The 23,978-nt window shown below is 53.1% G+C and carries 19 protein-coding genes; 4 read left to right on the top strand and 15 right to left on the bottom strand.

Going from position 1 to position 23,978, the window contains the following annotated elements; all coding sequences use genetic code 11:
• Positions 1-69: 69 nt before the first annotated feature.
• Together mqo and N7922_RS11045 are read right to left on the bottom strand one after the other, a co-directional pair.
• Entirely contained in the window at positions 70-1,725 is a 1,656-nt protein-coding gene (gene mqo, locus N7922_RS11050) for a malate dehydrogenase (quinone) (protein WP_263100569.1), read from the bottom strand.
• Positions 1,726-2,013: 288 nt separating this feature from the next.
• Positions 2,014-2,931: an N-acetylmuramic acid 6-phosphate etherase gene (locus N7922_RS11045; RefSeq protein WP_263100568.1), complete on the bottom strand. Its 918-nt coding sequence runs from the start codon at positions 2,929-2,931 to the stop codon at positions 2,014-2,016.
• 174 nt (positions 2,932-3,105) lie between these two features.
• Here N7922_RS11045 and N7922_RS11040 point away from each other — a divergent pair, with 174 nt between their 5' ends.
• Positions 3,106-4,722: a sensor histidine kinase gene (locus tag N7922_RS11040; RefSeq protein ID WP_411554200.1), complete on the top strand. Its 1,617-nt coding sequence runs from the start codon at positions 3,106-3,108 to the stop codon at positions 4,720-4,722.
• Positions 4,719-5,438: a two-component system response regulator DcuR gene (gene dcuR / locus N7922_RS11035; protein WP_263100567.1), complete on the top strand. Its 720-nt coding sequence runs from the start codon at positions 4,719-4,721 to the stop codon at positions 5,436-5,438. Before N7922_RS11040 ends, dcuR begins: the two co-directional genes overlap by 4 nt.
• Here dcuR and N7922_RS11030 read toward each other — a convergent pair.
• Both N7922_RS11030 and N7922_RS11025 read right to left on the bottom strand, forming a co-directional pair.
• Entirely contained in the window at positions 5,419-6,381 is a 963-nt protein-coding gene (locus tag N7922_RS11030; protein WP_263100566.1) for an FAD:protein FMN transferase, read from the bottom strand. The genes dcuR and N7922_RS11030 overlap by 20 nt on opposite strands.
• Before the next feature lie 80 nt (positions 6,382-6,461).
• A complete protein-coding gene (locus N7922_RS11025) occupies positions 6,462-9,242 on the bottom strand; it encodes a flavocytochrome c (RefSeq protein ID WP_263100565.1) in 2,781 nt (926 codons plus the stop codon).
• A gap of 637 nt (positions 9,243-9,879) precedes the next feature.
• Between N7922_RS11025 and N7922_RS11020 the strand changes: the two genes are divergently transcribed.
• Both N7922_RS11020 and fumA read left to right on the top strand, forming a co-directional pair.
• A complete protein-coding gene (locus N7922_RS11020; RefSeq protein ID WP_263100564.1) occupies positions 9,880-11,391 on the top strand; it encodes an anion permease in 1,512 nt (503 codons plus the stop codon).
• A gap of 51 nt (positions 11,392-11,442) precedes the next feature.
• A complete protein-coding gene (gene fumA / locus N7922_RS11015) occupies positions 11,443-13,092 on the top strand; it encodes a class I fumarate hydratase FumA (RefSeq protein WP_263100563.1) in 1,650 nt (549 codons plus the stop codon).
• A gap of 252 nt (positions 13,093-13,344) precedes the next feature.
• On the opposite strand, the gene N7922_RS11010 is transcribed toward fumA, so the two are convergent.
• The 11 genes from N7922_RS11010 to N7922_RS10960 all read right to left on the bottom strand — a co-directional run bounded on the left by N7922_RS11010 (position 13,345) and on the right by N7922_RS10960 (position 23,946).
• A complete protein-coding gene (locus tag N7922_RS11010; protein WP_263100562.1) occupies positions 13,345-13,869 on the bottom strand; it encodes a hypothetical protein in 525 nt (174 codons plus the stop codon).
• 232 nt (positions 13,870-14,101) lie between these two features.
• The gene (locus N7922_RS11005; protein WP_263100561.1) at positions 14,102-14,656 is read right to left on the bottom strand and encodes a hypothetical protein; all 555 of its coding nucleotides are present in this window, start codon (positions 14,654-14,656) and stop codon (positions 14,102-14,104) included.
• A 9-nt stretch (positions 14,657-14,665) separates the two neighbouring features.
• Complete coding sequence (locus N7922_RS11000) at positions 14,666-15,058, bottom strand: DUF4150 domain-containing protein (RefSeq protein ID WP_007371701.1); 393 nt, start codon at positions 15,056-15,058, stop codon at positions 14,666-14,668.
• Between the two features lie 9 nt (positions 15,059-15,067).
• On the bottom strand, positions 15,068-15,673 hold the full coding sequence (locus N7922_RS10995) for a DUF3540 domain-containing protein (protein WP_263100560.1): 606 nt from the start codon (positions 15,671-15,673) through the stop codon (positions 15,068-15,070).
• Complete coding sequence (locus N7922_RS10990; protein ID WP_263100559.1) at positions 15,670-16,755, bottom strand: pentapeptide repeat-containing protein; 1,086 nt, start codon at positions 16,753-16,755, stop codon at positions 15,670-15,672. The genes N7922_RS10995 and N7922_RS10990 overlap by 4 nt, the downstream gene beginning before the upstream one ends.
• Complete coding sequence (locus tag N7922_RS10985) at positions 16,752-19,292, bottom strand: DUF2169 domain-containing protein (RefSeq protein ID WP_263100558.1); 2,541 nt, start codon at positions 19,290-19,292, stop codon at positions 16,752-16,754. Before N7922_RS10985 ends, N7922_RS10990 begins: the two co-directional genes overlap by 4 nt.
• A gap of 206 nt (positions 19,293-19,498) precedes the next feature.
• The gene (locus N7922_RS10980; RefSeq protein WP_263100557.1) at positions 19,499-19,885 is read right to left on the bottom strand and encodes a hypothetical protein; all 387 of its coding nucleotides are present in this window, start codon (positions 19,883-19,885) and stop codon (positions 19,499-19,501) included.
• A gap of 82 nt (positions 19,886-19,967) precedes the next feature.
• Positions 19,968-20,291: a hypothetical protein gene (locus tag N7922_RS10975; RefSeq protein WP_263100556.1), complete on the bottom strand. Its 324-nt coding sequence runs from the start codon at positions 20,289-20,291 to the stop codon at positions 19,968-19,970.
• A gap of 405 nt (positions 20,292-20,696) precedes the next feature.
• Positions 20,697-21,098 carry a DUF3592 domain-containing protein gene (locus N7922_RS10970; protein WP_263100555.1) on the bottom strand — a complete coding sequence of 134 codons (402 nt, stop codon included), beginning with the start codon at positions 21,096-21,098 and terminating at the stop codon, positions 20,697-20,699.
• A 179-nt stretch (positions 21,099-21,277) separates the two neighbouring features.
• Positions 21,278-21,670, bottom strand: coding sequence for a hypothetical protein (locus N7922_RS10965; RefSeq protein ID WP_263100554.1), 393 nt, complete (start codon positions 21,668-21,670; stop codon positions 21,278-21,280).
• A 14-nt stretch (positions 21,671-21,684) separates the two neighbouring features.
• Entirely contained in the window at positions 21,685-23,946 is a 2,262-nt protein-coding gene (locus N7922_RS10960) for a type VI secretion system Vgr family protein (protein WP_263100553.1), read from the bottom strand.
• Between the last annotated feature and the right edge of the window lie 32 nt (positions 23,947-23,978).

Below are 23,978 nucleotides of genomic sequence, written 5' to 3'. Positions count from 1 at the left end.
ATTTTCTGCCGGCACCAAACGCGGGAAATAGCAACAAAAAAAGCCTCTGCGAACAGAGGCTTTTTTCATTTACAGCGCCATATCGTGCTGTGGCGCGCTGGCCGGTTTCTGCTCTGCCGGAGCGGCCGCAGGCGCAGTGCCCTGGGCATTCATCTGGATCACCGGCGGTTTGGCGAGTTGCAACGTTGCGGCGGTGTCATCCCAGACCTGCTGGGTCAGCGCCACATTACCGTTCATCTCCTGGCCATAGCTCGGTACGATTTCGTGGATTTTGCTCTGCCACTGCGGCGAGGCAAACTGCTGCGGGAACATTTTCTTGATCACATTCAGCGTAATCGGTGCGGCAGTGGATGCCCCCGGTGACGCACCGAGCAAGGCGGAAATGGTTTTTTGCTGATCGACCACCACTTCTGTCCCCAGTTTCAGTACCCCGCCTTTATCTTCATCTTTCTTGATGATTTGTACACGCTGCCCCGCCTGGATCAGTTTCCAGTCTTCTTTACGCGCATTCGGGTAGTACTCTTTCAGCGCCGCAAAGCGGTCGTCATCGCTCAGCATGACCTGGCTCACCAGGTATTTCACCAGATCAAAGTTATCCAGCCCGACGTGGGTCATCGGCATAAAATTGCTGGTGGTAGTGGTGCTCAGCAGGTCGAAGAATGAACCGTTTTTCAGGAACTTCGTCGAGAAGGTGGCAAACGGCCCAAACAACACCACACGTTTGCCATCAATAAAGCGGGCATCAATGTGCGGAACGGACATCGGCGGCGCACCGACGGAAGCCTGGCCATACACTTTCTGCTGGTGCTGGCTGGTGATCGCCGGGTTTTCCGTCATCAAGAAGGAACCGCCAACCGGGAAGCCTGCATAGTTGTCAGCTTCCGGGATACCGGTTTTTTGCAGCAGTTTCAACGCACCGCCGCCCGCGCCGATAAAGACATATTTCGCATCAATGGCGTGTTCGTTGCCGTTGTTAACATCTTTGATGGTCACATGCCAGGAGTTATCAGCATTGCGTTTAAAGTCGGTCACTTCCGACGAGGTTTGCAGGGTGAAGTTGCTGCTCTTTTTCAGGCTCCCCACTAACTGGCGGGTAATTTCGCCGTAGTTGACGTCGGTGCCGACGGGAGTCCAGGTGGCGGCGACTTTCTGCTGCGGATCGCGCCCTTCCATCACCAGCGGCGCCCATTGTTTAATTTGCTGATGGTCGGTGGAGAATTTCATTCCCTGGAATAACGTGGTCTGCTGCAATGCGGCATAACGTTTTTCCAGGTAATTCACATTATCGCCCCAGACAAAACTCATGTGCGGGGTGGAATTAATAAACGAGTGCGGATTATTGAGAACGCCGCGCTTGACCTGTGCGGTCCAGAACTGGCGGGAGATCATAAACTGCTCGTTAATTTCGAGCGCTTTGCTGACATCAATAGAACCGTCCGCACGTTCCGGCGTGTAATTCAGTTCCATATTGGCAGAGTGGCCGGTGCCGGCATTATTCCAGCCGTTGGAGGACTCCAGCGCCACGCCATCCAGTTTTTCTACCATCACCTGTTTCCAGTCTGGCTGCAGCGCCTGCAACCAGGTGCCCAGCGAGGCGCTCATGATGCCGCCGCCAATCAGCAGAAAATCGGTTTTTTGTGTCTCTTCCGCGTACGCATTGGTCGCCGAAGCGAACAGCAGCGCGACCGCAGTCAGCGAAATCGTTGTCTTCTTCATTGCAGGCATAATTATATCTTTACATAGCAAGTAAAATTCGAGTGAACATATATTAACGCACTTTTACGTTATTTTAAAATACCATTCACATTCTCGCTAAATGCTGCAATAAATAGCGGGTTACTTTTTTTAATTAAAAAAAGAGCCTCTCCATTTTGTGTGGAATTAATATCTGCGTATTGCGTTAACCTAACGGAAATATTGCGCATTAAGCAGGATAAAAAATAAAACGGGAAGACATCGCGATGGGTAGCATTATTCCGCCGGATAAGCGCAAGGCTATCCGGCGGTGAGGGTTTATTCTGACTCAGCGTGTTGCAGCGTTGCCTCCTGCAGCGCAATGCGCAACTGATCGTGGTTTTCTGCCAGGATCGCCTGCGCCTGCCCGGCGGGAAGCCCGGTGAGCAGCATTAAAATTGCAGTCCGGCAGTGGTGACGGCTTGCTTCCAGTGCGCTTTTCGCCTGCTCACGGGTGCACTCTGTTGCCGCCATGACAATCGCAATTTGCCGTTCAGCCCAGTGCACATTACTGGCCTGCACATCCACACGCAGATTGCTGTAAACCCGCCCGGTGCGGATAGCAAGCCCGGTGGCGAGCATGTTAAGGATTTGCTGTTGCGCAAGACGGGCTTTCGGTTCCGTGAAACCGCTCACCACTTCTGCGCCAATCTCCGGCGCCAGCACGATATCGGCAAGCTGCGCAGCTTCGCTATCATGCCCCCGACATACCAGCGCCACGCGTGCCCCCATCGACCAGGCATAACGCAGTGCACCCCACGTCCACGGCGTTTTACCGCTCGCCGACAACGCGACCAGCATGTCGTTGGCGGAGAAACGCAGCTGCTGCAGATCGTGCGCGCCACGTTCATAGTTACTGGCCGCCGCCTCCTGCGCCGCTGCACTGGCATTCACGCCACCGGCCATCATCCCCACCAACGGGTGAGTGTTGTCCTGGGCAAAACCACTGGCGAACTCAACCGCCGTCAGCCCTGAAGCGCCAGCACCGATGCAAATCACCCGACCGCCGCGATTGGCGACAGCGCTGGCAGTATCCACCAGCCGGGCGATATCCGCTAAACAAGCCGTGATGGCATCAGCAACCTGCTTATCCTGTTGATTGATGAGCGCCAGCATGTCGTGGGTGGCGAGACGGTCAATATTCGTGCTGTCGGCGTGGCGGCGTTCCATCATCGAACCGTTTGGCTTACTGCTCATAGACTGCTCCTTCTCAATGGTTCCACACTCACTATAAGGTTATTTATATGCCGGACCTGAGAATGGGGTCACGCTTCACACTACCTTTTGTAAGTTTTCATTTTTTTACATCGCTTTATGATTTGCCCCCCATCGGCGATAATAGATACCTTGTTGTTAATAATCGGATTTGTTATGAACGATATGACGTCCACCGCAGTGAGACCCCGTAAGCGGCCCATGAAGCTCAGCACCACGGTCACGCTGATGGTTTGCAGTGTTATCGGCTCGGTATTGCTGCTGGCGTTTGCCCTGTGGTTCTGGCAAATCAGCAACGCTACGCGTGACGGCGTAAAAGAGACGGCGCTGGCGGTAGCCCGCACGCTCGCTGATGCGCCAGAGGTGAAACGCGGTCTGCGTCTGCCCCCTGACAGCAACGTGATCCAGCCGTTGGCGCAGGCAATCACTATTCGTAACGATCTGCTGTTTGCGGTGGTGACCGATATGCAGGGTATCCGCTATTCACACCCGAATACGGCGATCATCGGCCAGCATTTTATTGGCAACGATCTGGAGCCCGCGCTTAACGGTAATGAAAATGTGGCGGTCAACCGGGGTGTGCTGGCTCCGGCATTGCGTGTGTTCACGCCGGTCTATGATGACAATCACCGGCAAATTGGTGTGGTGTCGATCGGGATTTCACTGAGTAAAGTGGATGAACAGGTCAGCCGTAGCCGCTGGGCGGTGATGTGGACGCTGTTGTTCAGTGCGCTCATGGGCACACTCGGCACCTGGCAATTGGTGCGCGTGCTGAAGCGGATTTTGTTAGGGCTGGAGCCGTATGAGATTTCGGCGCAGTTCAAACAACGCCAGGCGATGTTACAGTCGTTAAAAGAGGGCGTGATCGCCGTCGATGCCGATGGCCGCGTCACCCTGCTGAACCATGCCGCGCGGCAAATGCTGCTGACCAATAACCCCAGCGGTGAGACCAGCCACGGGCCACTAATGGATGAGCTGCTAACGGTGTTAAAAACCGGTAACGCGCTGCAAGACCGGGAACTGGGGCATAATGGGCTGTTGCTGTTGTGCAATACCGTACCGGTGCGTAGCCAGGGCGCGGTAATTGGCGCAATCAGCACCTTCCGTGATAAGACGGAAGTGAGCCAGCTGATGCAGCGGCTGGACGGGATGGTGAACTATGTTGATGCGCTGCGCACAACATCCCACGAATTTATGAATAAACTGCACGTGATCCTTGGCCTGCTGAATATGAAAAGCTACGACAAGCTCGAAGGTTATGTGCTGCAAACCGCGCAGAATTACCAAACGGATATTGGCGCTATCCAGCACCGGATCAAATCGCCGGTCGTCGCCGGTTTTCTGTTAGGTAAAATCAACCGGGCGAAGGAGCGCGGCTTTACGCTGACGCTGGCAGATGAGAGCCTGGTGCCGGAAAACCCCAATGCGAAACAGGTCACCGTACTGGTCACCGTGTTGGGGAATCTCATTGAGAACGCGCTGGATGCGATGAGCAATCAGGCGGAAGGCGAAGTGAGCCTGCTGCTGCATTATCAGGATGGCTGGCTGATTGGAGAAGTCAGTGATGATGGTCCGGGCATTGAATCGGATCACATCGAGGCGATTTTCCGTAAAGGATTCTCCACCAAAGGCGATAACCGGGGTGTGGGGCTGTTTCTGGCCAGCCAACAGCTCACGGAACTTGGCGGCACGATTACCGTTGAGTCGGAACCCGGCGTGTTTACTCAATTTTTTGTCCATCTCCCCTGGGATAGTGAAAGGAAGACCGCGTGATAAATGTATTAATTGTTGATGACGATGCCATGGTAGCCGAGCTGAACCGCATGTATGTGGCGCAGATACCCGGTTTTCAGTGCTGCGGCACAGCATCCACGCTACAGCAGGCCGGGGAGATAATTAACGATCCGCTGCGCGGCATCGATCTGGTGCTGCTCGATGTCTATATGCAACAGGATAGCGGCCTCGATCTGCTACCGATTATTCGCGCCTCCCACCGCGCCATCGACGTGATCATGATCACCTCCGCCGCCGATGCCAACACCATTCAGACCTCGCTGCACTATGGCGTGGTGGATTATCTGATTAAGCCTTTCCAGTTCCCGCGTTTTGAAGAGGCGCTGACCTCATGGCGGGAGAAACGCAAACAGATGGATTCACAGCCCTATTACGAGCAATCGGACGTTGACCGTTTGCTGCATGGCGGCGCGCCGGAAGTGGCCGATACCCGTAAATTGCCAAAAGGGCTTACCGCACAAACACTGCGCACCATTTGCCAGTGGATTGATGCTCACCCGGGCATTGAGTTCTCCACCGATGAACTGGCTGCCGCCGTGAATATCTCACGCGTTTCCTGCCGTAAGTATCTCATCTGGCTGGCGCAAATTAATATCCTCTACACCACCATTCACTATGGCGCGACGGGCCGCCCGGTTTACCGTTACCAACTGATTGCTGAGCAGTACAGTCTGCTTAAACAGTACAGTCAATAAGCCGGTAGCTGTCGTCGCTCTGCGTGAAGCGGAACTGGCGCTGCGAAGAGAGGATAATGTCGCGGTTTTTGGTGACAAAGATCGCTTCAATATCCTCATGCTGACGCAGCGCGGCACACCCTTTCTCTACCCCAAGACCAAAAATCAGCGTCGTCCAGATATCGCCATCTAACGAATCGGCGGAAATAATGGTGACGCTGTCGAGTTCGTTATCCAGCGGATAACCGCTGCGCGGGTCGAGAATATGGTGCCAGCGTTTACCGTCCTGCTCGAAATAACGCTCATAGGTACCGGATGTCACCACCGATTTATTCGCCACGTTAATCGACCCCACCAGCGCATCTGCACCGGCAAACGGTTTTTTCACCCCGATGGTCCACGGCCCTTGCGGATTGCCCAGCGTTTGCACATTACCGCCGAGGTTAATCAACCCGTCGTTGACGCCTTGCTGGTGCAGGTAATCCCGTACCCGATCGGCAATAAACCCTTTGGCGATGGCGCCCAGATCTATCTCCATGCCTGGCTGCGTCAGAAACACAGAATGCGCCGCATCATCCAGCACAACATCCTGCGGCCGGGTAATACGCAACCGCGCGGCGATGTCCTGCGCGCCCGGAACGCTGTCACCTTTAAATCCAATGCGCCACAGTTTGACCAGCGGTCCAATCGCAAGGTTAAACGCGCTGTCACGCACCATGCTGGCGGCTTTGGCGCATTTAATCAGCTCAAAGACCGTGCGGCTGACGACAACCGGTTGTTGCCCCGCAGCATGGTTAATGTCCATGACCTGCGACTGCGCGCGGTTAACGGTGAAAAGATCTTCGTATTTTTTGACGAGCGAAAACACGCGTGATGCGAGGGCTTCATCATGGGAAAAGAGTTTAAGCAGGACAGGCGACCCCATCAGAACGGCGGAGTAGCTCCAGACGCGGTTATCAGACATCGCATGCTCCCTGAGAACTGCCTGATGGCGTTTTGCTTATCAGGCCTGCAAGCGTGCAGGCCTGAAGTGTAGCACGATTGTTAACTGCGTTTTGCGCGGAGTGCCGCCTGATGACCTGCCAGGGTGCCGAAGATAATGATATCGGCCACGGCGTTACCGCCGATGCGGTTGCCGCCGTGAATACCGCCAACCACTTCACCCGCCGCGTAAGCACCCGGAATAACCTGTTGCGCCGCATTCAGCACTTCGGTCTCGGTATTGATGGTCACACCGCCCATCGTGTGGTGAACACCCGGTGCGATTTGGATCGCATGGAACGGGCCTTCATTGATCGGCGCGCGCAGCGCGGTGGTGCGACCAAAGTCGTCATCATGCTGTTTTTCAACAAAACCGTTGTAACGCTCAAGCGTTGCGAGAAACGCATGGTGGTCCATACCCAGTTTATCCGCCAGTTCACGCGGCGAGCTGGCGCTGGTGACAAACCCACGACCGATATACTCATCCGCCGCTTTGTTTTTCGCTCTGACATGTTCGTCAAACACGATGTAGGCGTAATGCTCCGGCAAGGCGATGATAGCTGCCGAGACTTTGTCACGGGTCGACATCTCATTGAAGAAACGGTTGCCCTGCTGGCTGACCAGGATAGCGCCGCCGCCGCGAATGGATTCCGAAATCAGATAGGAGGTGTTTTGCTCAACCGTTGGGTGGATCTGAATTTCACCCATATCCACGGTGCCCGCACCGATGCGTTCCAGTAAAGCAATACCGCCGCCGGTCGCGCCTTTATGGTTGGTGGTCACAAAACCTTCCAGATCCGGGCGGTATTTCACCACCATTGCGCTGTTGGCGCTGAAACCACCGGTCGCAACAACCACGCTTTTCGCCTGAACGGTCAGGGATTCCTGCTCTTCGGTCAGCAGACGTACGCCACACACTTCGCCCTGCTCAAACAGAATGTCATCTACGGAAGTGTCCAGCATCACATCGATGCCGCGTTTGTTCACGTTGCGCACCAGGCCGCTGATCAGATAGCCGCCAACGGCTGATCCGTCACGCGGGCGGTGAGTACGGTCAATGCTCATGCCGCCAGTCGTGGTGATGTCGTTCAGCATAATACCTCGACGCGCCAGCCACTCGATGGCTTCCGGTGCGTTCTCAACAAAGCGATGCAGCAGTTCCGGATTGTTTTTGTTACCGCCACCTTTCAGGCTCTCCTGGTAGAACAGCTCTTTGCTGTCCTGGATGCCCTTCACACGCTGGAAGCGGGTTTCCGCGGCATTCATCCCGGCGGAAGCTTTAATGGTGTTACCGCCGATGGTCGGCATTTTCTCAACGATCAGCACACTGGCGCCTTCATCATGCGCCTGGATTGCCGCTGCCAGACCGGCGCCGCCGCTGCCCACCACTACAACATCATAACTTTTCGGGCCTGCAGGCTCGCCGCCCTCTTCCGCCACGCGTGCTTTACTGGATTTGAGCATGGCTTTCGAGACGGCTTTTTTCACCGCTTCGCTCTGGCTGGTCGCACCGGAGATAGCATCCACGTGCGGTGTATTTGCATCCAGAATGCGACCGCGGATCTCTTCAAAACTGCTGGTGAACTCCACGGTTTGCACCGGGCTGGACGCCAGTTCAATGTCGACGATGCGATCGGTTTCGAGGCTGACATTGATAACCAGTTCGTTAACGTCATCCTGCACGGTTTCGACAAACAGGCCCGGTTTAAATTTCGCTTCGCCCATGCTCATGTCACGAATCATCGCTTCCACCAGCGAGAAACGCCACAGGGGTTCCGGGATCTGCAGCGCTTCGCGCTGGGTGCTGTCAATAAAGAGTTCCAGATTTTCACCGCTGGCGATGCGCGCGGTCCAGTCCGGATAAGCGATGCACGCACGACCTACGGCGATCAGGTCATAACCGTGATCCATCCCCTGTACGGCATCAGCAATGTTCACCACGCCGCCCACGCCCATCACCGGAACCTGCGCTAATGTCGCTGAGCGCATCGCACAATATTTATCAATCAGCGGCGTCGGGTCGCTGGTGTCGTTAATCGACGGGCGCAGCGCAGCGCCAACGGAGAAGTGGAGGTAGTCCACACCGCGCGCCGCCAGTTTTTCCAGCAGGTACATGGTGTCATCAAAACGGATGCCGGGGACTTCCAGCTCTTCCGGCGAGAAACGGTAGCCGATGATAAACGCATCGTCGGCATACTGACGCGCCATTTTATGGGTGATCTCCAGCACGGCCAGCGGGAACTTCGCGCGGTTGTCGCGGCTGCCGCCCCACTCGTCGTCACGCTGGTTGGAGTTTGGCGAGAAGAATTGTTGGATCAGATAGGTGTTGGCGCCGTGAATTTCGACACCGTCAAACCCCGCCTGGATGGCGCGACGTACGGCTTCACCAAATTTTCCTACCATCGCTTCCACTTCAGCGGTGGTCATGGCAACCGGCGTTGCAGCGCCATCACGCGGCGCAGCGATTGCGCTTGGACCAACCGGCGTGCGGCCGCCAATCAGCTTCGGCTCTACCATCCGGCCGCCGTGGTAAATCTGCAGCAACGCTTTTGAGCCTTCGCCTTTAATAGCAGCGGCGATTTTTGCCAGTCCGGCAATTTTTTCGTCGTTATCAATACCGATTGCACCCGGGAAAGCCAGACCGAGATCATCGACAAAGCAACATTCGACTATAATAGTACCAATGCTACCGGCGCGGGCCCGATAGTACTCCACCAGCTCACTGCTGACGGTACCGTCGAAATAGCCTGTACAGGTGGTCATGGGTGCCATTAACAAACGGTTTTTCAGTTCTGCGCCATTCGGTAATGTAAAGGGGCTGAGAATGCGTTCGCTACTGGTCATATAAAAACTCCAAAGTCTTAAAATTAAAAATTCTGAATGGGGTGACAGATTTTATTTTTCGTTATGTTTTTCAATCTTTATGTCGTGTATTTAATATACCGCGAATTTTACTTACCAAATTAATTACGTTAGTTAATAAACTATTTAATACCCTGAATAACAGCACTACCACTACTGTATTATCATTTTTAAATAACACGTTCACATGACATTAATTACCGGTAACAACATGATTACCATCGCTATAAATGAAACGGTTTTTCATTATTAGATAAACACTTTAATTTCAATGAGTTAAAATCAAAACTGGCGAAAATGAGATTTATTATCAGCACCGTTTTTTAACATTTATCGAAATTTTCGCCAAATAACCCCATAACACTACAGGGGTATTCAACTTATTAAAAAGTCAGCTCGCTTTTTCGTTTTTTTGATCTCAATCAAGAGTATTATCGGGCGTAAGAGCAATATAGAAATACACACAAATTTTTATTTATCGCCGTAGAAATTGCGTTAAGTAACCGGACCTGGAATAAGAAAAAAGGCGTTTAATAACTAAAGAAACTTTTGTAACTAAATAAATCGCCAATCTGTTCCGTAATGCCAACGAATTTTTAACTACTCGTAGATGCTCATTATGAAAGAGAAAACAACCACCGCACCATCTGCTAACGCAGCCAGTGCAAAGGACGGAAATAAAAACCGCCTGCTAATGATGGCGCTGCCGATAGTCGTCGCAGTGCTCCTGCTGTTTGTTCCGGTGCCGGAAGGTCTTCCGCCGTATGCATGGCACTACTTCGCTATCTTCGTCGGTGTGATCGTCGGTTTGATTTTTGAACCGCTGCCGGGCGCAGTCATCGGTATGACCGGCGTGGTGGTTATCGCGCTGTGTAGCCAGTGGCTGCTGTTCAGCCCTGAACAACTGGCTGACCCGAAATTCAAAATGGCCTCTCAGTCCTTTAAATGGGCGGTCAGCGGTTTCGGTAACTCCACTGTATGGTTGATCTTCGGCGCCTTTATGTTCGCCGCCGGTTACGATAAGACCCAGTTTGGTCGTCGTCTGGCGCTGATCCTGGTGAAATATCTGGGTCGTCGCAGCCTGACGCTCGGCTACGCGATTACCTTCGCCGACCTGTTGTTGGCACCGTTTACGCCATCCAACACCGCACGTAGCGGCGGGACCATTTACCCGATTATCGCCAACCTGCCGCCGCTGTATGGCTCAAAACCGAACGATCCGAGCTCACGCCGCATCGGTTCCTACCTGATGTGGGTGGCAATTACTGCCGCGTGTATCACCAGTTCTATGTTCCTGTCTGCGCTTGCACCGAACCTGCTGGCGCTGGCGCTGGTGAAAAGCACCGTCGGAATTAGCATCTCTTGGGGCAACTGGTTTATCGCCTTCCTGCCGCTGGGTGTGCTGCTGATTCTGACCATGCCGCTGCTGGCTTACTGGTTCTACCCGCCTGAAGTGAAAGTGAATGATGAAGTGCCGCTGTGGGCGAGCCGCGAGCTGGAAAAACTGGGCAAACTGTCCCGTAACGAAATCCTGCTGCTGGTGTTTGTATGCTGCGCGCTGCTGATGTGGATCTTCGCCGCTGACTTTATCGAACCTGCGCTGGCGGCTTTGCTGGTGGTGGTATTGATGCTGTGGACCGGCGTACTGAACTGGAACGATATTACCAGCAACAAACCGGCCTGGAACACATTCGTCTGGTTCGCCACCCTGGTAGCACTGGCTGATGGCCTCTCTTCCACTGGCTTTATCGCCTGGCTGGGTAAAGAAGGCGGCGTGCTGATGGCCGGTATATCTCCGGGTATGGCGACTATCGCCCTGCTGCTGGCGTTCTACCTGCTGCACTATCTGTTTGCCAGCACCACCGCACACACCACGGCGCTGCTGCCGGCCATGCTGACCATTGCCGCCACTATCCCGGGTATCAATATGGAAGTTGTGGTACTGGTGCTGTGTACCTCACTCGGCGTGATGGGCATCATCACCCCGTACGGCACCGGCCCAAGCCCGATTTACTACGGTAGCGGTTATCTGCCGACCAAAGATTACTGGCGTCTTGGCACCATCTTTGGCGCCATCTTCCTCGCCGCCCTGCTGTTGATTGGTTATCCGTGGATTTCCATGATGTTCTGATTCATAACCGTCGGGCTTTCCCGGCGGTTTTATTTTATGGAGTGAAGAGCTATGTCGAACAAACCCTTTGTATATCAGGATCCGTTCCCGCTGGCGAAAGACAATACGGAATATTATTTGCTGAGTCGTGAGCATGTTTCGATTGCCGACTTTGACGGCCAGCAAGTACTGAAAGTCGAGCCCGAGGCGCTGACACTGCTGGCGCAACAGGCCTTTCACGACGCGTCATTTTTGCTGCGTCCGTCCCACCAGAAGCAAGTCGCCGCGATTCTGAACGATCCGGAAGCCAGCGAAAACGATAAATACGTTGCCCTGCAGTTCCTGCGCAACTCGGAAATCGCCGCGAAAGGCGTGCTGCCGACCTGCCAGGATACCGGCACGGCGATTATCATGGGTAAAAAAGGTCAACGCGTATGGACCGGTGGCGGTGATGAAGCTGCTCTGGCGCGCGGCGTGTATAACACCTATACCGAAGATAACCTGCGTTACTCGCAGAACGCCCCGCTGGATATGTATAAAGAAGTGAATACCGGCACCAACCTGCCTGCACAGATCGATCTGTATAGCGTGGATGGCGACGAGTATAAGTTCCTGTGCGTGGCCAAAGGCGGCGGTTCCGCGAACAAAACCTACCTGTACCAGGAAACCAAGGCGCTGATCACGCCGGCGAAACTGAAAAACTACCTGGTCGAAAAAATGCGTACCCTGGGTACAGCGGCCTGCCCTCCTTACCATATCGCATTCGTCATCGGTGGTACGTCGGCAGAATCCACCCTGAAAACCGTGAAACTGGCTTCGACACGTTATTACGATGGCCTGCCGACCGAAGGTAATGAACATGGTCAGGCGTTCCGCGATGTGCAACTGGAGCAGGAACTGATGCAGGAAGCGCAGAACCTGGGTCTTGGCGCACAGTTTGGCGGTAAATACTTCGCGCATGATATCCGCGTGATCCGCCTGCCGCGCCACGGCGCATCCTGCCCAATCGGCATGGGTGTATCCTGCTCTGCCGACCGCAATATCAAAGCGAAGATTAACCGTGAAGGGATCTGGATTGAGAAGATGGAGCACAATCCGGGGCAGTATATTCCGGAAGCGCTGCGTCAGCAGGGTGAAGGCGATGTGGCGAAAATCAATCTGAATCAGCCGATGAAAGAGATTCTCGCGCAGCTTTCCGCATTCCCGGTTTCTACGCGCGTGTCGCTGAACGGCACCATCATCGTGGCGCGCGATATCGCTCACGCGAAGCTGAAAGAGCTGATTGATAACGGCGAACCGCTGCCACAGTACGTGAAAGATCACCCGATCTATTATGCAGGCCCGGCGAAAACACCGGAAGGGTATGCGTCGGGTTCACTCGGCCCAACCACCGCTGGCCGTATGGATTCCTATGTTGATCTGCTGCAATCACACGGTGCGAGCATGATCATGCTGGCAAAAGGCAACCGCAGCCAGCAAGTGACCGATGCCTGTGCTAAACACGGTGGGTTCTATCTGGGGAGTATTGGTGGTCCGGCGGCGGTTCTGGCGCAGCAGAGCATTAAGAGCCTGGAGTGCGTGGCCTATCCGGAACTGGGAATGGAAGCAATCTGGAAGATTGAAGTGGAGAATTTCCCGGCGTTTATTCTGGTGGATGATAAAGGGAATGACTTCTTCCAGCAGATCCAGAACAAACAGTGTGCTGGCTGCAGCCAGAAGTAAGGTAAGCGTAACCGGCGGAGAAATCCGCCGGTTTTTTTATGCGTACACTAAACCGCATATCGTCAACAGTCGTCTGCGCTATACACGGCTCGTGCTGTGGCAAACCGCACCAGCACCTTTGAGTTTATTGCCAGTAATCAACGACATCCCGCCACATGCCGTTTTCCGCATCGGAAAACGTGACGAAATCCTGAAGGTCTTGCCGTCGTGCATAACCAGCCTCAGTCGAAAGCTATGTCACGCTGCCAGGGCTTAGTCATCATCAAAATTAATATTGATACTGTCGACTTTACCGCCAACCAGTGAGAAAGCGATGTGTTTGTTGTTAAACGAATAGCTGATCCATTCACTTCCGTCGCTGTTATCCGTTTCACCGGGGCCATAGTGACTGATAATGGCTTCTTTTGTGCTGCCAGGGCCAACCCCGCGTGCGGTATGCAAGGCCGGACTGTGCAAGGTTATCTGCCCGACAATATAGCTGTCGACGCTTTTCCCCTGATCATCCCACCACAGGTTAGCGCTGTAGATATCGAAGCCATCAAAGTTATGACGGTAGAATTTATAACTGGCGTCGCCAAAAGGAACTTCGCCGACAAAGCCGTCATAAGTCGTTTCCCCCAGAGAGGCGCTGAGCGCGTCATTCCATGCCTGACCCAGCGCGACGGGATGCTGGTTCAGCTGTACGGTGAAGTCGCTTTCACCCAGCGGCGCTTGCGCCCACACTCTGGCGGACGCCGCCAGTAACAGCGAGACAGAAAAGAGGAAACCTTTAGTCATAACCTGCCACCGTTCAAAAGTCTGTTGCCGATATAAGTGATTATTTAAGCCAGTTTACAGGTTGATTCACCAGAATTTTCTTTATGTACGAGATTACCTGCGCAAAGAGTAACCGCATTTACCTTGCTGCATGTTGTACGTACCGGTTCTCTCATCGCCAGCCGGACAGCCAGAGATGTATTCATCCTGTTGAGAGGCGATCTATTTTTACCGATGTGGCACCCGGCAAACGTCATTCCCTGACGCGACGATTTGCAGCAGACATTTCACTGGAAAAATCACGGATAGCGATGTTTTTTAAACATGAGGGTTCCGATTGGGCAAAGCCCAGCCCAATACCGTTGCCGTTTTTATCAACGGGCGCTACCCAGGAAAAGGTCTCGTTGACTGACTCACCGCGTGGCACCCACATCAGTTTTAATCCCGGGAACTGGCGTTTTGCCTCGCTTACCTCAATACACGTATTTACCACCTCAAAAGTTACAATGGCGATCTGCTGAGGGTGACCATAAGCCATGCGAATTTCTATGTCGTTAATGCCAGGTCCCCCCGCCAGCGTGAAGGAGCGGGCGGTTAAACGGTCGGCAAAATCAGGATTGATCCGCGTGACGGGCGTTTTAATGATGCAATTCAGCGAATCCGGCGCCGCCCCGATAATCCCCTTCAACTGTTCAGCAAAGTGCCATAACGGTTGAGAATCGGGGTGCGGCGGCTGCGCGAAGCATTTGCTGGCGGCCACCGCCAGCAGTACCGCCGTGAATGTGATTGACAGGTTCATCGTATTCACTGAAACCGCCTACGGTGCCAGCATCAATACCTTAAACTGGCTTGGTACAATGCGCATGCCGATAGCATTGGTGGAGTTTTGCAGGCTGACGCTGGTCAGGCGCGTGGCGGGCGTTCCTTTCAGCAACACAGTAAATGCCCCGGTCAGATGGCGTGAAGGCCCCATCACCGTGCCGGAGGCCACGCCAGTGGCTACGCCGGGGTTGTCGCCATTGGTCAAAGGCGTGACGGTGGCCATATTGTGCGCTGGCATGCCCATAAACAGAATATTCAGCGCGTTAGGGATAGCCGTTGGCCCGAGCGCAATATCCGGATAGGGGATCGGCGTCGGTGCCGGCATTGGCGTCAGGCAGACGTCGGGAAAAGCGAGATCCACGCCCATTAGCTGGCAATTTGCAAACATAATCGTTCCTTACCCCATATGAATCTGTTCGGAATCCACTTTCGTGATCGCTTTGGAGGTGATCACCGTATTGTGCGCGTGCATACGCATATAGTCTTCGGCCTTCATATCCAGCTGCCCGGCGCGCACCTGCTCGGTCTGGCGCGTGGTGCGAAACAGGTTGTGACTTATCTGCGTGACGGTCTGCCAGACAGATTCTGCACGTTTGCCGACCACCCGCGACAGGGTCACCCATGCCGATACTTTCTCGCCGCTGTAAGTCATCTCGCTGATATGGCAATCACCGGTACTGGCGCTGACGTTAAGCGCTTCGCTACTGAGACTTAATGCGCCACTGCTGGAGATATGCAGATCCCCCGGCACATTCAGTTCGGCGCAGTGCGGGTTGGCGCGTTCCAGCACGGCCAACAGCCACATCTGGTTGTCCACACCCGCAATTAATACCGTATCGCCCGCCTGCGGTGCGATCACACAACTAACCGCCCGACGACAGTGCCAGCCGCGCCCTTCACTCTCGACCATCAGACTGCCATCAGCAAAACAGTGGGTGACCTGCGCAGAACATTGCCCGGCAGGCATCGCCGCTATTGCCAGTTGGTGGTTGATGTTGTTCATGCTTTATCTCCGTAGATTCTGCTCTGACGTTCGGCACTCCAGGCCTCCGCCGCCAGTAACTCTTCGTCATATTCAAGGATGCCTTTGCGATCGGCAAAATTCGCGCCCTCCTGACGGGCGCGATGAAAACGGGTACGGGAAAACGCTGCGCCCCGGTAATCCGCCTCACGCACATCCGCGCCGGAAAAATCGCTGTAGGTAAAATCACACAGGGTAAAATCCGCCTGCTGCGCATCCACCTGTTGCAGGATGCTTTGAAAAAAACGGCTCTGTTTGAAATTCGCCTGTCGCAGCACCGCGCCCACAAAAATGGCCTGGTCAAACAGACTGGACTGCGCATGCGCGCCGCTCAGATCGGCCTCCATAAACAGCGCTTGCGTAGCGTTAACATTACGTAGCTGCGCCGCTTTAAGCGATGCGCCTTTAAAGTTGCACTGCGTCAGCTGTGCACCGGAAAAGTCCGCGCCATCCAGTTGACTATCGGTAAACTGGCAGCCGGTAAACTTATGCTGCGCGTAGTTTTTGCCTCGCTGATCGCAGTTGAAAAACACTGACCGTTCAAACTGGCTACCGCTGAGATCGGTCTGCCGTAAATCAATACCGTAAAACGTGGTCATCAAGTGATGGCAGTTGTTCAGCATTGCCTCGCCAGACGGGCTTTCAAACAGGGTTGACCGCTCAAACGTCGATCCGGTGAACTGACTGTTCGCCAACGGACTGCGCATAAACTGGGTGGTGTCGAAGGTGCAGTGAGAAAAATTGCCGCCATCCAGCCCGCACTCGTTAAACACGCAGCGGACGAATGCCGATCTATTCGCGTCAATGCTCTGCATTTCACACTGGTTGAACACCGTCTCTTGCAGCTGCGCCTCACAGAGTATCGCCCGGTTAAACAGACACTCGGTAAAGACGGATTCCGTCAGATTGGCTCCCGCAAGGTTAGCGCCCTGCAAGGAGACCTCCTGAAAGATCCCACCCGATAAATCACATCCCCGCAGGTCGCAGCCATCAAGATTAAGCTCTGCAATGGCTTCGCCGCCCTTCACTTTTTGTTGCAGCTCTGCCGCCGTTAATGCGCTCATATTACGTCCCCGTCACGTTTCGGCAGCGTTTTCACCCGCTTGCTATATGCGCCCTGAAATTGTGTCTGCTGATCGGTGATGGATTGCGAGAGATCGGCACGGAACAGGTTGGCATAGCTGAGATCGGCCCCTTCGAGACGACTTTTTTGCAGCATCGCACCCATCAGATTAGCGTCGTTAAAACGCACACGACGGAAATCGGTACGCATAAACATGCTGCCGGTCAGGGTTGAGCCGCTGAAATCCGCCGCTTCACACTGCGCTTCGCTAAGATCGCTGTTATCCAGCCTTGCCCTTGCGAATGTCGCCCTGTGCAGCACCGCCTGGCGAAGGTTGCTCTGCTTGAGATACGCCCCGTTAAAATTGGCTCCGGCAAGCGTCCCGCCGGACGCTACTGCGCAGGTGATCAACGTTGCCGCGGCGAACGATGCGGATTCCAGTTGGCTCTCGACCCATGAACATCCATCAAGATGCGCGCGGGCAAAAACCGCGCTGTGCAGTTCACATTTGATAAAACTGGTTTTGTTCATCTGCGCATGACTGAAGTCCGGTTGCGGCAATGTCAGTTCCATAAACACGCAGTTATTGAGTTGCGCGTGCCGGAACAGGCATTGACTGAATCCCACTTCACGCAGCAGCAGATCGCTTATCCGGGCATTGCTGAAATCGCAGGCGTCAAACAGTGCGCCGGTCATCTCCGTTTCAGCAAATTGCGCGCCCTGGAATTGGGTTTCACGACATTGCGCCAGTGCGAGGCTGGCATTATCGAAGCAGCAATCGCGTAGTGATGCGCCCTGCAAATCGGTACGCGCCAGCATCGCCTGGGTGAAGTCTGCGCCATCAAGCTGGCAACCGCGAAGTGTTGCGCATTCCAGCAGAGCATTGTGGAAATTCGCCCCGCGCAGATCCATGCCGGAGAAGTCAGCCCCCGTCAGATCCAGACCGCTAAAATCGCCACCCTGCGCCATGGTGCGCTCAGCACGCTGACGGATAATTAACGCAATATCGCCGGTCAGTTTGATGGCAGGTGGCTGTTGCGCCACCGACATCAGATAGAGTTTGTGTAGCGCTTCACGGCTTTGCGCCAATTTTTTTTCACTGAGCTGGTCGCCATTTTTTGCCAGCAACTCCTGCATACGCAGCATCGATTCCGGCCCGCGCGGGCGATTATCCAGCGCAGCGGCCTCCGGGTAGCGCGCCTCCATCTCAGCTTTACGCGCCTCGGCCTGCTGCTGCATCTCCTGCGCTTTGCGCTCCATCTCTTCAATAAACTCGGGAAGATCCTCGAGTTTAGGCAATGCAGGTTCCTCAAAGGCTTTTAGTAAATCGCTGACATCACTGCCCTGCGCTTCCAGCCTGGCGCGGTGCTGCTCACGCAACTGCAATGCCCGGTTGTTCTGGTTGTCACGCATCGGGCTGCGGCTTTCCTGCACCTCGCTATCGAACCACGGCCCAATGACGTCCTCCGGCAGCAGATCTTTCTCGCGGAATGCAAAGAGTGCACCTTTCTCTTTATCCAGACGCTGATTGAGGACTTTGCGGTAGTGATTCACCGAACGGGATGCGCCGTTTTTTTCCAGCGCAGGCATCAGGTGCAGCACATCTGCGGCGTCGTCTTCATTGATGCGCTGATTGCCCTGCCACATCAGTACCATCTGTTCCAGATGCGGAAAGAACCACACAGTCGTGGCGCGCAGCGCTATCTCTTCAAACAGGGTTTCATCACCGCGCTGGCGCTGGATAAAACAGCGAGCCTGCCACGGCGGCAATGTCCCTTCTTGCAGATGTTTTTGCGGGTGCATATTCCAGATCCGCCACCTTGCCTGCGGAGGTAACGTGTCCCTCTCTTCCCACCACTGATCCGGGCTCGCGGCGTTAAACACCCGCCAGTCGATATCCGGTGCGAAACCGGGGAAATCATGCTGTAGCCAGTGCGCGTCGTAGTTTTTGCCCATGCGGCGGAAACGACGTGGCCACTGCAGGTCCAACGGACCAAAGCTCACCGGTTCCGGTTTTGCGCGGGGTGAAACAATACGGTGTTGCAGCGCTTCGATATTCGGCAACCGGCGAAATTGCGTGCCGTTGTGGTTTTCCACTACCGCACCAATGCCGTGGGGGTTTTCATCAAAACCTTCGCCGCCGTAAGCGCGACTCCAGTCAAGACGCATCTGTTCAAACGGCTGTGGTGCTGTCGGGCGTGAACCCGCCCAGTAACGGTCGCCAGTGACCGCCAGCGTCTTGCTGAGATCATCCACTTCAATGCGTACCGCGCAGGCGGTTTTATCCTGCTGATGATGCGTGTATGCGTAACCGGTGGCGAGAAACTCCGCGCGGGCTTTCGGCATCGCCATATCCAGCACACCGCCGTTGGTTTGCAGCTCGCTGGCAGCCAGTTGCCAGAGTTCCACTTCAGGCCGCAGTTGCGGTGTGGCACTCATATCGGCGAGCGCCATAACCGAAACACCCAGATGGTTTTGCCCCTGCAGACGAAACGGGCGGTTTAATACGCTCAGTCGCAGTGGTTTAATAATCTTCATGTAACATCCTTAGGAAGATTAACGATTTTATACTCTTGCAGTTTACGAAGTGTAATGCGCGTTTATATGACACAACGGCATTATCACGAGAACTGAATATCCGTGATGGCGAATCGGGGGAATTAGATAACGGTCGACACAAACTCCAGCGGAAAAATATAAACAAGGTATTTAAGCGAGTGCATGTATTCAATCATTATCGTCCGTTATTTCTCATTAAAGAGGACTTCTACAACTGCAATTCGTTTGGCATGCAACCCCTGATATTTCACCAGCACTGTTATTCCTCGTTTTAAGAGTCCAATATCGGCGCTTCTGATAATAAATGCCGCAGATTTTTGTTGCCTCTGCCGGGCTATTTCAAGGATAAAAGTGAGAATAAAATAGTAATCGGATTGATGCATTGTGCCGGTTTGCTGCCACGACTCCAGTTGCGCTTCCCGTAACGGCCCGTGCCAGTTGCTTTGTGCCATACACTCCGCGATCAATAATGCCTCCCCTTTTGGTGCAACGGTACGCATGCGGTACACAAAAAGGGAGATAACAAGGAGTGTCGCAGCCAATAACACCAGAAACCCGGAAATGTTAACCATTATGCCCTCTCATCCGTGCCCGTACGCGCAGGCACTTTATCGACTACCGGGGATCGGCAGTCTGTCGACATTGCTCGTTCGCTTAGTGATTATCGTGAGGTGATTTTTCATCATCACCAGGCACTGTGGACGCGTTCACGGCAACAACTGCCATCTTTTTTGGGGACTGTGTATTGTATTTCACCACAATGGGCAGCCCCGCTGTAAGCGTTGCCGCCTCAGAAGCGGAAAGCACGGCAGCGGCACGATAGCGCTTTTGCTGGCGTGCCAGCGTGGTAGTAAAGGTCAAAATATAATAGTGATCGTTGCCTTTAATAGCGGAGGTCTTTTTCCAGTGCAGTAATTGGCCTGGCACAGTTTCACTGGCGATTTTCGGCCTGGCTAACGCCAGCCAGTTTTTTTGCATCTGGTAGTCGTCGCCCTGCGCTTTCGCACTCCGCAAGAGGAAACAAAACAGCACACAGGCCAGTAACAGGCACAGGGCTGCAACGACACAGGCAACGATTTCCATAGTTTCCCATCTCAACGTACTGCTAATAGATCTGTCGGTTTCATGGCTTCAGATATCGTGTTGACTCTCCGATTCGTCACGCCTGTTCGTTAAACATCAGTACACATTGTTTATCACCCACGTAGATGATTTTTATGGTCATCCCTGGCTGCAACTGCGGCGCAAAACGGAAATACGGCAAAAAAGTAGATAGCGATCAGAGCAACGGCGATCACGATAAATTCCATCATCATTGGCTATCCCTAATATCATTAAAGATGTCTGCTGGTGTTTTAAAAGGGTAATAATTAACCGTCGCTATCAATGCCGTTTCATTAACTCAAACGTACTGGGGACGTCGAGCATATTTTTATGCGGATCCGCTGGCAGGTAGCGCAATGGAATTTTTTCACCGGCTTGATATTTCTGCATGGAGAGCGCATCAATCACCGTATCCGCTTTACAGGCAATTTTTTTCCCATCTTCGGTTTCAAAAACCAACTCCAGCGTGGCATTGATATAGCCTGAGTTGCCACCGGAACGACTAAAGGCACGTTTAATAGTCGCCAGCGTCAAAATTCCGTGTTCGCGGATCTCTTTTTTAACTTTCTCTTTTTTCGCATCGTTGCGCAGCATTACCACAATAAGAGTGATAAACCCTAAAAGAAAAAACGTGGCAAAGAAGATGCTGATACTCAGCATTACTATTTCCATTTCAGCCATTCCTGAACGGTAAAATTAAAATCTTTCGCGCATGCAGAAGAGGTTCAGCAATCCGCAACCGCCATGTTTGTCACCGCAATACGTTTTTTGCTGCCTTTCTTAACCTTGATCCTGAGACCTTTTTTAAGCAAATGCATTTGCCAGACCAGAGACGAAGCAATGCTTCGGATTTATACATTCTATTGCGGATCATAAATGACATCGATCACCGCTAACTTGTCCGGTGGGTTACCGGTGTATTTAAACGTCACTGGCAGGCCTTTTTTGAGTTTACTGATGTCAGCGACTTTAACAACCGCAGCAGCGTTATACGTTTTCTTCTTACCTTCAATCTCTGCTTCAAACGTAAAAATAAAATAGTAATCAAAGTTATTCATTGTTGACGTTTGCTTCCAGCTAATCAACGTACCGATTGCCATCTCACCTTTTTTTTGTGGGTGTGATATGGCCGCCCAATTTTTGAGCAAGGTGAAAGTCTCTCCCTTATCCTTAATACCTCTAACACTGGTCATGAAAAAGAAAATAAAAAGAAAAAAACCTAACAGCATCATTGAAATGGCGAGTATTTTCATGGAAATCACTTATTCTAAATAAAAAGGTGGAGTAATCCGACAAATGTGGTTTGCAAACTATCTTCTATCCTGGATAGTGACCTTGTATAACTCATAGGCTTATGTGTGATACTAGTTAACGTCGTAGAGATAGACAACGGAGACCACGTTACACCAGTACCGGTTGCAGAAATACTTAATGCAGTTGCTGCCATTGAGAACCCGGTTACTGAGTTGGAATCGCCAGTGAACGACGAAGATGAACCTGTAAAAGAGACCTGCCACCCCTTCGATGTGATATTTGTCTCAGGCGTTTCAATAACAACTTTTGTATCACTTTTGATATGTAATTCTCCTTTACTCGTGATAGCTACTGACCCCTGATTTACTCTCTGATTCCAATCGCCGCTAAGAATATTAGTGCTTGCGCCACCATCAATAGTGTCTACTCGTCCACCTGATGCAATCGTCGTCATCTGACCACTGTCATATTTTTCCGTCATAAGCTCAGTGACATGATGCAATTCAGTCCCTTCAATATCGGTGACACGACCACCTTTAACGCTGACAGCATCCCCACCACTGGTAATATTCAGTGTTCTTCCATTCTTGATGGTTTCAGTCTGGCTATTGTTAAAGATAGTGGTTTCCGCCTCATCGACCGTTGTGGTGCGTTTGGCTCGATAATAGAACGTACCGTCCCCAGTGACATCATCTCTTTGTTCTTTCAGAATTGTCGTAGTGCGGTTTCCGTCCACATTGACCGTTTTGTCATTCTCCACCGAGACTTTCATATCTTTCTCGGAATGCAATTCAACAGCTTCACTACCCAATCTGTCTTCAAAGAATAAATAGCTGGCGTTGTCTTTGCTGCCATCCTTGCTGCGGGTCATAAACCCCATGCGTGTTGCATCATCCGGCAGTGACCATGGTGGCATGCTGGCTTCGTTATACACACGCCCGGTTACCATCGGGCGGTCCGGATCGCCGTTGATAAAATCGATCACAACTTCATCGCCAACGCGCGGGATCTGCACGCCGCCAAATCCCTGACCTGCCCATGCACTGGAGACGCGAACCCAGCAGGAGCTGGTATCGTCACCTTTTGCCATCCTGTCCCAATGGAATTTCACCTTAATGCGGCCGTAGCGATCGGTCCAGATGCTTTCCCCTTCCGGTCCCACCACTTTCGCGGTTTGCGGGCCGTAGGTTTTTGGCCATGGCGTAACCGCAGCCGGGCGATATACCACCGATGCTGGTATCACCGTAAAATCGATGCGGTGTTCCGTTTCACTGTCGCTGCCGCTGGCGTAACGGTTTTCCTCAAAGAAGTAATTTGCTTCGGTAGTCAGGTACTCACCGTTGTCACTGAAGAACGGCGCATTATGCAGCGCAAAAGTGCTACCCGGCGCCACGCCAATGGCGGTCGCTGTTCCCTGGATCTGTTGGTGTTCCACCTGCCAGCGCTCCTGGCGAATACGGGCATAAGATTCACCGTGACCGTGTTCAACAAATCGCCCCGGCCAGTCGTACACATCAATGCTACCCGGCTGTGGTGAGGCAGGGTTTTGCCGCGCCTGGAACATCCATGCATTGGGCTTGCGGAAGTCATAATCGTCGAGGCTATAGATCCCCGGCGTTACGCTGTCTTCCAGCGCCCACTGGCTAATCCCCTCTTCACTGGTGCTGCCGCCCGATGGGGTCTGATGGTACGGAATGGTTTCATAACCGCTAAACGGTTTGAGTTCCGTTGCCGCATCTGTTAGTACCAACACATGACGGTCTTCTTCGTGACGGAAGTGGTACGTAATCCCCTCCAGTTCCATCAGACGGCTGATAAAATCAAGACTTGATTCCTGATACTGGACGCAGTAATCCCACACGCGGTAACTGCCCGTCAACTTGTCTTCCAGGTTCACCTGATATTCACCCAGCAGCGTTTTCACAATCTGCGGTACAGTCTGCCCCTGGAAGATACGCAGGTTGCGATCGCGCTTCATCGGCCACAAATCCGGTTCTACCGTGAGTTGGTACACCGCATAACGGGTACCGGAAAGTTCAACGGCGCTGACCGCAACACGTGTGACTTTGCCGTTGATATAACGCGTTCCACTGATGCTCTGCGTCGGGATCGCCAGCGTGACGGACTGACCTAGCAATTTGCTGCGATCAACGCGTGCATCGGTGCCTAACACCGTCAGCGACAGCGCGAATGACTCCGACAGCGCCTCACGCCCGGTCAGTTTCCAGAATAGTAAGCCGTCTACCGGCAATTTTACGGTTATTCTGTTCTGCATAGTATTTATTCCATTTTGCCTGGTTCAGCATC

The sequence above is a fragment of the Kosakonia sp. ML.JS2a genome (assembly GCF_025642095.1).
Lineage (GTDB): Bacteria > Pseudomonadota > Gammaproteobacteria > Enterobacterales > Enterobacteriaceae.
This window is presented reverse-complemented; position numbering and strand designations above follow the sequence as displayed.